General features: G+C 70.7%; 7 protein-coding genes and 1 rRNA gene. All 8 read right to left on the reverse strand.

Translation table 11 applies throughout. The features are described from left to right. On the reverse strand, window positions 1-1,053 hold the full coding sequence (locus ACTWQC_RS30230) for an NAD-dependent epimerase/dehydratase family protein (RefSeq protein ID WP_443319027.1): 1,053 nt from the start codon (window positions 1,051-1,053) through the stop codon (window positions 1-3). Between the two features lie 245 nt (window positions 1,054-1,298). After that, window positions 1,299-1,397: a 30S ribosomal protein bS22 gene (locus ACTWQC_RS30235; RefSeq protein WP_003948845.1), complete on the reverse strand. Its 99-nt coding sequence runs from the start codon at window positions 1,395-1,397 to the stop codon at window positions 1,299-1,301. 111 nt (window positions 1,398-1,508) lie between these two features. Continuing rightward, window positions 1,509-1,718, reverse strand: coding sequence for a helix-turn-helix domain-containing protein (locus ACTWQC_RS30240; protein ID WP_443319028.1), 210 nt, complete (start codon window positions 1,716-1,718; stop codon window positions 1,509-1,511). 127 nt (window positions 1,719-1,845) lie between these two features. Next, the gene (locus ACTWQC_RS30245) at window positions 1,846-2,661 is read right to left on the reverse strand and encodes a phosphatase (protein ID WP_443319029.1); all 816 of its coding nucleotides are present in this window, start codon (window positions 2,659-2,661) and stop codon (window positions 1,846-1,848) included. Between the two features lie 663 nt (window positions 2,662-3,324). After that, a complete protein-coding gene (locus tag ACTWQC_RS30250; RefSeq protein ID WP_443319030.1) occupies window positions 3,325-4,497 on the reverse strand; it encodes an acetoin utilization protein AcuC in 1,173 nt (390 codons plus the stop codon). After that, a complete protein-coding gene (locus ACTWQC_RS30255) occupies window positions 4,466-5,722 on the reverse strand; it encodes an MFS transporter (protein ID WP_443319031.1) in 1,257 nt (418 codons plus the stop codon). The genes ACTWQC_RS30250 and ACTWQC_RS30255 overlap by 32 nt, the downstream gene beginning before the upstream one ends. Window positions 5,723-5,790: 68 nt before the next feature. Continuing rightward, window positions 5,791-6,435: an HAD family hydrolase gene (locus ACTWQC_RS30260; RefSeq protein WP_443319032.1), complete on the reverse strand. Its 645-nt coding sequence runs from the start codon at window positions 6,433-6,435 to the stop codon at window positions 5,791-5,793. A gap of 67 nt (window positions 6,436-6,502) precedes the next feature. After that, a 5S ribosomal RNA gene (gene rrf, locus ACTWQC_RS30265) occupies window positions 6,503-6,574 on the reverse strand; the annotation flags it as partial.

The raw sequence follows: 6,574 nt of genomic DNA on the forward strand, positions 1-6,574 counted from the left end.
TCAGGTGCGCTCCTCACTGGAGGCCGCGGGCACGAGGTCCGCGAGCCGGTCGACGGTACGGGCGAGAGTCTCGGGCGGGAGCAGTCCGGGTCCGCGGCTGCACGCGAAGTCGGCGAAAGCCTCCGCCGTCGTGTATCGGGGCTCGAAGCCAAGGGTCTCGCGCATCTGCGTGGTCTGCACGACGCGGCCGTGCGTGAGCAGGCGGATCTGCTCGGGCGAGAAGTCGGTCATGCCGACCGAGCGCAGCGCCGAGCCGAGCCAGGTGACCGCGGGCAGCAGCACCGGCAGGGTGGGGCGGCCGAGCCGCCTGGCGGTCTGCGAGAGCAACAGCACGCCATCGCCCGCGATGTTGAAGGTGCCGCTGTTGAGGGTGCCGCGGCGGGCCTCGAAGGAGGCGATCCGCAGCACCTCCATCACGTCGTCCTCGTGCACGAACTGCAGCCGCGGGTCGTAGCCGAAGACGGTCGGCAGGACGGGGAGCGAGAAGTAGTCGACGAGCGGGGAGTCGGCGCAGGGCCCGAGGATGTTGGCGAAGCGCAGCACGCAGACGGCCACGTCGGGGCGGCGGCGCGCGAAGCCCCTGACGTATCCCTCGACCTCGACGGCGTCCTTCGCGAAGCCGCCGCTGGGCAGCGACTTGGGCGGGGTCGTCTCGGTGAAGACGGCCGGATCGCGGGGCGCGGAGCCGTACACGCTGGTGCTGGACTTGACCACGAGCCGCGTGACGGAGGGCGCCTTCTGGCACGCACCGAGCAGCTGCATGGTGCCGATGACGTTGGTCTCCTTGATCGTGCTGCGGCTGCCGCGGGTGCCCAGGGGGGTGCCGGTGACATCCATGTGAACCACTGTGTCCACCGCGTGTTCCGCGAGGACCTTGGCGATGGTCGGCTGCCGGATGTCGGCCTGCACGAACACGGCCCCGCCGAGGTGGTGCTCGGGCCGTACGGCGTCCACGCCGATGACCCGGTCGACCTCCGGCTCGCGCTGGATACGCCGTACGAAACGGCCCCCGAGCTGCCGCGCGACACCGGTGACGAGCACGACTTTGCCCAAGATCAGCGCCTTCCTTCCCACGCCTCGGACGGCTCCCGGGTTTATTCCCGTGCGGTCACCGTATCGGGTGGATGTTGCACTGTGGTGACCACAGGATGCATACAGCTACTTTTCCAGCCGGTCGCCGGACACCGGGCCGGCGGCAGGACACCGGCAGAACACCGGAATGACTGCCGGATAACGACGCCGCCCTCCCACCGTGGAGGGTGGGAGGGCGGATCACGCTCAGCTGTCGCTTACTTCTCTTACTTCTTGTTGCGACGCTGGACACGGGTGCGCTTGAGCAGCTTGCGGTGCTTCTTCTTCGCCATCCGCTTACGCCGCTTCTTGATAACAGAGCCCACGACTACCCTCGCTCACTTCGAATCACTCGGTGCGGGGCGTCCGAGCCCACACTACCTACGGCGGGTCAGCCTACCCGGCACCAAGGAAGGAACGTAATCCGAGGGGCGTCGTCAGGCGGTCTCCACCCCCACGTAGGACTCGCGGAGATAGTCGTGCACCGCCTGCTCCGGAACCCGGAAGGACCTCCCCACCCTGATCGCAGGCAGATGACCGCTGTGCACCAAGCGGTACACGGTCATCTTGGACACGCGCATCACCGTGGCTACTTCCGCCACAGTCAGGAACTGAACCTCGTTCAGAGGCCTCTCGTCAGCAGCCATGACACACCTGAACCTTCCGCACATGACGGGCACCGGCTTCCCCTCCGGTGACTCCTCGTCGCTGTGCGCTCCTCCCCAGAGTAGGGGCGTGTGATGCAAGTGGGGAAGAGGAGTAGCCATCGGCCGCCTACTGTGACAGACACGCCCGATTGAGTACATAGCGCGTAAGCGGCTGGTAGTAAGCGGACCGCACAGCGTCATCGACCGGAACGGCGACCGACACCCGCCCCTCGGCCTCGCCGACGAAGAGCGCGGGATCGTCCGTGTCGGCGAGCCCGATGGCCTCGATCCCCAGCTGACCTGCCCCGCAGACCCATCCGTGGTCCCCGACGACGAGTGCGGGCAGGGTGTCGCACGCGTCGGCCGCGGCGGCGAGCGCGGCCCTGACCGGGAGCGGTGAGTGGGTGTGTGCGCCGGAGTCACTGCCCGAGCCCCGCGCGCCCGGTTCCCGCACCAACGCGACTCCCCGTACGTAGTCGAGGTTGTACGTGCGTACGCCGAACCGGGTCGTTATGTCGACACGTCGACCATGCGCTGGTGTGAGGACATCACATCCTGCCGCCGACAGCGCAGCGGCCAAAGAAGCGTAGAAGCCCAGGAGCCGGTGGGGGTGGCCGGTGCCGAGCAGCACGGGCGCGCGGGCGGCCGCGGCGGCGGCGAGCCGGTCGGCGAAGGCATCGAGCGCGGCCAGCGTACGGTCGGGATCGATCACATCCGGGCCCGATACGTGACGCGGATCGTCGGAGACACCGCACCGGTCGGCCATCAGCCGCAGCAGCTCCGGCTCTCCCCACAGCCGCTCGGGGTCGAGGCCGAGCAGCACGCGCGGATCCCGGGCGGCGAAGAGCCGATAGCTGCGCAGGCTCTCCTCCCGGGAGGTGGTCACAGTCCCCGCCAGCCGGGCCGCCACCAGATGCGCACGTAACACTCCAGCACTCAACACGCTCCCGATGCTGACCCATGTCTCCACCTCCCGACCGGCGATCGGGAATACGCCCCACGGTTGGCGTAATCCCCCGCAACCTCGGCGCGGCGAACGGCGGCTGGGCGGGCGGGCGTCGGGGGGTGCGTGGCCGCCACTGGGTGCGGCCCAATCGCCACCGCCCCGGGCGGGCCCCGCCATGTCGCAGGTGCGTAGACGCCGCGGGGGGTGCGCGGCCACCGCGGAGGGCGGGCCCTTTCACTGCGGCGGTGCGGGCTCTCGCCGCAGCGCGGGTGCGTAGCCGCAGCGCAGGTGGGGGCTCTTGCCACAGCGCGGGCGGCCCCGGCGCCGTCCGCGGATGCGTAGACGCCGTGCGAAAACGAGCCCCACGCCGGCGCACGGCGGACCGCACCACCGCGGCGGTACGGGTTCGCCGCAGCGCCGGTGCATAGCCGCCGCGCGGGGGCAGGCTCTTGCCGCGGGCAACCCCCGCCCCGCACCGCGGGGGCGTAGACGCCGCGCGCGTGCGTGGCCGCCCGCACGGGGGGCGGGCTCTTGCGCAGCGCTGGCGGGACCCCGACGCCGCGCCGCGGCGGCGTAGACGCACGCGGTGCGGCCGCGCCGCCGCGCGGTGGGCGGCGCCCGCAAGACTCGCGAGTTCGCGCCCAACCCTCGCCGGAGGCGTTATGGCATGAGACCGTGCGCCGGGAAGGCTGCCATACGGGTTGCGCGGATCGCCTGGTCCAGGCGATCGGCCGGGTCGTACCCCGTCTCGTCCCAGTCTCGCCACGTCGCCGGGCGGCCGTCCGTCATCCGCCCCGGCCCCGTCTGCCGCGTCCGCGCGTACACGTGGTGCAGCCACTCCTCCGGCACGAGGGACTCCGGCGGGATCGGCCGCCCCGCCGCGATCCCCACCAGATGCGTCCACGACCGCGGCACGACGTCAACGATCGCGTAGCCGCCCCCGCCCAGCGCCACCCAGCGCCCATCGGCATGCTCGTGGGCCAGCCGGTGGCACGACTCCGCCACCGCCCGCTGCGCGTCCAGGCTCACCGCCAGGTGCGCGAGCGGGTCCTCGAAGTGCGTATCCGCGCCGTGCTGCGTGACCAGGACCTGCGGTCTGAAGGCGGCCAACAGCTCGGGCACCACCGCGTGAAAGGCCCGCAGCCAACCTTCGTCCCCCGTCCCGGCCGGCAGCGGCAGATTCACCGCGCTGCCCTCCGCGCCCGGCCCGCCGGTCTCCTCCGGCCACCCCGTCTGCGGGAACAGCGTCCGCGGATGCTCGTGCATCGAGATCGTCACCACGCGCGGGTCGTCCCAGAAGGCCGTCTGCACCCCATCCCCGTGGTGCACGTCCACGTCCACGTACGCGACCCGCTCCGCACCCAGCTCCAGCAGCCGGGCCACGGCCAGCGACGCGTCGTTGTAGATACAGAAGCCCGAGGCGCTGCCCGGCATGGCGTGATGCAGCCCGCCCGCGAAGTTCACGGCGTGCTGCGCCTCCCCGCGCCACACCGCCTCCGCCGCGCCCACCGACTGTCCGGCGATCAGGGCCGACGCCTCGTGCATCCCCGCGAAGGCCGGGTCGTCCTCCGTGCCGAGCCCGTACGAGCCGTCGGCGGTCTTCGGGGCGGCGGACACCCGCCGTACGGCGTCGATGTAGTCCGAGCGGTGCACGAGCCGCAGCGTGGAGTCCCCGGCCGATTTGGCGGCCACCACCTCCACCGCGCGATCCAGCCCGAACGCCTCGGCCAGGCGCATCGTCAACGCCAGGCGCACCGGATCCATCGGATGTCCGGGCCCGAAGTCATAGCCCGTTACTGCCTCATCCCACATCAGCTGTGTGCGGCCGCTCATATCCGCCACCGTATCGGGTTGGTTCAGCTCCGAACGATCGGGCGTACAGGAGTGTCACCAGCACCAGCGCCATCGGTACGAGCATCGCGCCGCGGTAGCCCCACAGGTCCCCGAGCGCGCCGACCAGGGGCGAGCCGATGAGAAAGCCGACGTAGTTGAAGATGTTGAGCCGCGCGACGGCGGCGTCGGACGCTCCGGGGAAGAGGCGTCCGGCGGCGGCGAAGGTCTGCGGAACGATCACACAGAGGCCGAAGCCGAGCAGCGTGAATCCGAGCATCCCCACCCACGCGCCGGGGGCCGCGGCGACGACCGCGAAGCCGGCCGCCGCGGTCACGCTCCCGGCCCGCACGACCGCGACCGCCCCGAACCGCCGCACCCCCAGGTCCCCGACGGCACGCCCGAGAAGGGTCGTCACCATGTAGACGTTGTACGGGACGGTGGCGAGCTGCTCGGAGCTGCCGAGCACGTCCTGGAGGTACTTGGCACTCCAGTTCGCCACGGTCGAGTCGCCGATGTACGCGCAGGCCATCACCAGGCAGAGGGGCGTCAGCAGCTTCATGGACAGCGTGGGCGGGCGGCGCTGACCGGGATGGTGGTCCGGGGCGGGCTGGGCGGATTGGGCGACTGGAACTGTCAGGGCGGATTGGGCAACTGGAGCGACTGGGGCGGCCTGGTCGACGTACCAGCGGCTCGCCACGAGGACGGCCGGTACGAGGACCGCCACCACAGGCCCGTACAGCACGGCGAGCGAGAGCTTCCAGTGGGCGCCGCCCCACGCCAGCGAGGCCCCGATGATCCCGCCGAGGCTGTACGCGGCATGGAAGCCGAGCATGATGCTGCGCCCGTACGCCCGCTGCAGGCTGACGCCGAGCATGTTCATGGACGCGTCCAGCGCACCGACGGTCAGTCCGAACACGGCGAGCGCGGCGGCCAGTTGCCACAGCTCACGGCCCACCCCAACGCCGAGCAGGGCAAGGCAGACCACCGGCTGGACCCAGCGGAGGACCGCCCCGGGCCGCACCCGCTTGACCAGCTGCTCGGTGGCGACGCTCCCGGCGCCGGCCAGGACGGGCACGGCGGCCAGGAAGACCGGCAGGAACGCGTCGCTGACACGGTAGCGGTCCTGGATCGCCGGGATCCGGGTTACGAGCAGCGCGAAGAAGACGCCCTGCACGAAGAATCCGACCGCCAGCGAGGCCCGGCCGTGCCGGAGCTTTGCGTCCATGGCCGAGGAGCGTACGGCCCGGGGCTACCGCTGGGTAGTGCTGATCACGCGCGGAATCGGGTGCGCAATCACGTGAGGAGCTGCGGGAATTCCCGCATGTCCGAGAAGAGCGCGGTGGCGGTGGCGAGCTTGGCAGGCGCGGTCATGGCCGTGAAGCCGTAGACGTCCATCCCGGCGGCGCGGGCGGCCTGCACCCCGAGCGGGCTGTCCTCCACCACCACGCAGCGGTGGGCCGGTACGCCCATGGCCGCGGCCGCGTGAAGAAACAGGTCCGGCGCGGGCTTTCCCCGGCCGACGTCCTGCGAGCTGAAAATGCGGTCCTCGCCGAAACGCTCGTAGAGGCCCGTCTTGTGCAGGGCGACCCGGATCCGCTCGTGACTGCCGGACGAGGCCACGCAGTACGGCACGTTGTCGGCGGCGAGTTTCGCCAGCACCTCGGCAACCGCGATGACGGGCCGGAGCTCGCGCCGGAAGGCATCGAAGACCTTGGCGTGGAAGGTGGCATCGAAGTCCTCGGGCAGCCGCTGCCCGGAGCGCTCCATCACCAGATCGTGGACACGGTGCATGGCCGCGCCCATGTAGTCGCGGAGCGAGTCCTCGTAGGTCGTGGGGTGACCCAACTCGGTGAGATACCCGGCGAGAATACTGTTGGATATCGGCTCGCTGTCCACGAGGACACCGTCGTTGTCGAAGATCACCAGGTCGTAGCGCATGAGTGCAGCCTAAACGCAGAAATGCCTCAACCCCCGGACCATGTCCAGGGGTTGAGGCTCAATGTTTGTTCGGCGGCGTCCTACTCTCCCACAGGGTCCCCCCTGCAGTACCATCGGCGCTGAAAGGCTTAGCTTCCGG

The sequence above is a fragment of the Streptomyces sp. 8N616 genome, assembly GCF_052246385.1.
In the GTDB taxonomy this organism is placed as follows: Bacteria; Actinomycetota; Actinomycetes; order Streptomycetales; family Streptomycetaceae; genus Streptomyces.

What these genes read in the sequence shown, in the direction of transcription:
- ACTWQC_RS30240 (WP_443319028.1), bottom strand. Translation starts at nt 1,718, where the DNA reads ATGGCTGCTGACGAGAGGCCTCTGAACGAGGTTCAGTTCCTGACTGTG.
- ACTWQC_RS30250 (WP_443319030.1), bottom strand. Translation starts at nt 4,497, where the DNA reads ATGAGCGGCCGCACACAGCTGATGTGGGATGAGGCAGTAACGGGCTAT.
- ACTWQC_RS30255 (WP_443319031.1), bottom strand. Translation starts at nt 5,722, where the DNA reads ATGGACGCAAAGCTCCGGCACGGCCGGGCCTCGCTGGCGGTCGGATTC.
- ACTWQC_RS30260 (WP_443319032.1), bottom strand. Translation starts at nt 6,435, where the DNA reads ATGCGCTACGACCTGGTGATCTTCGACAACGACGGTGTCCTCGTGGAC.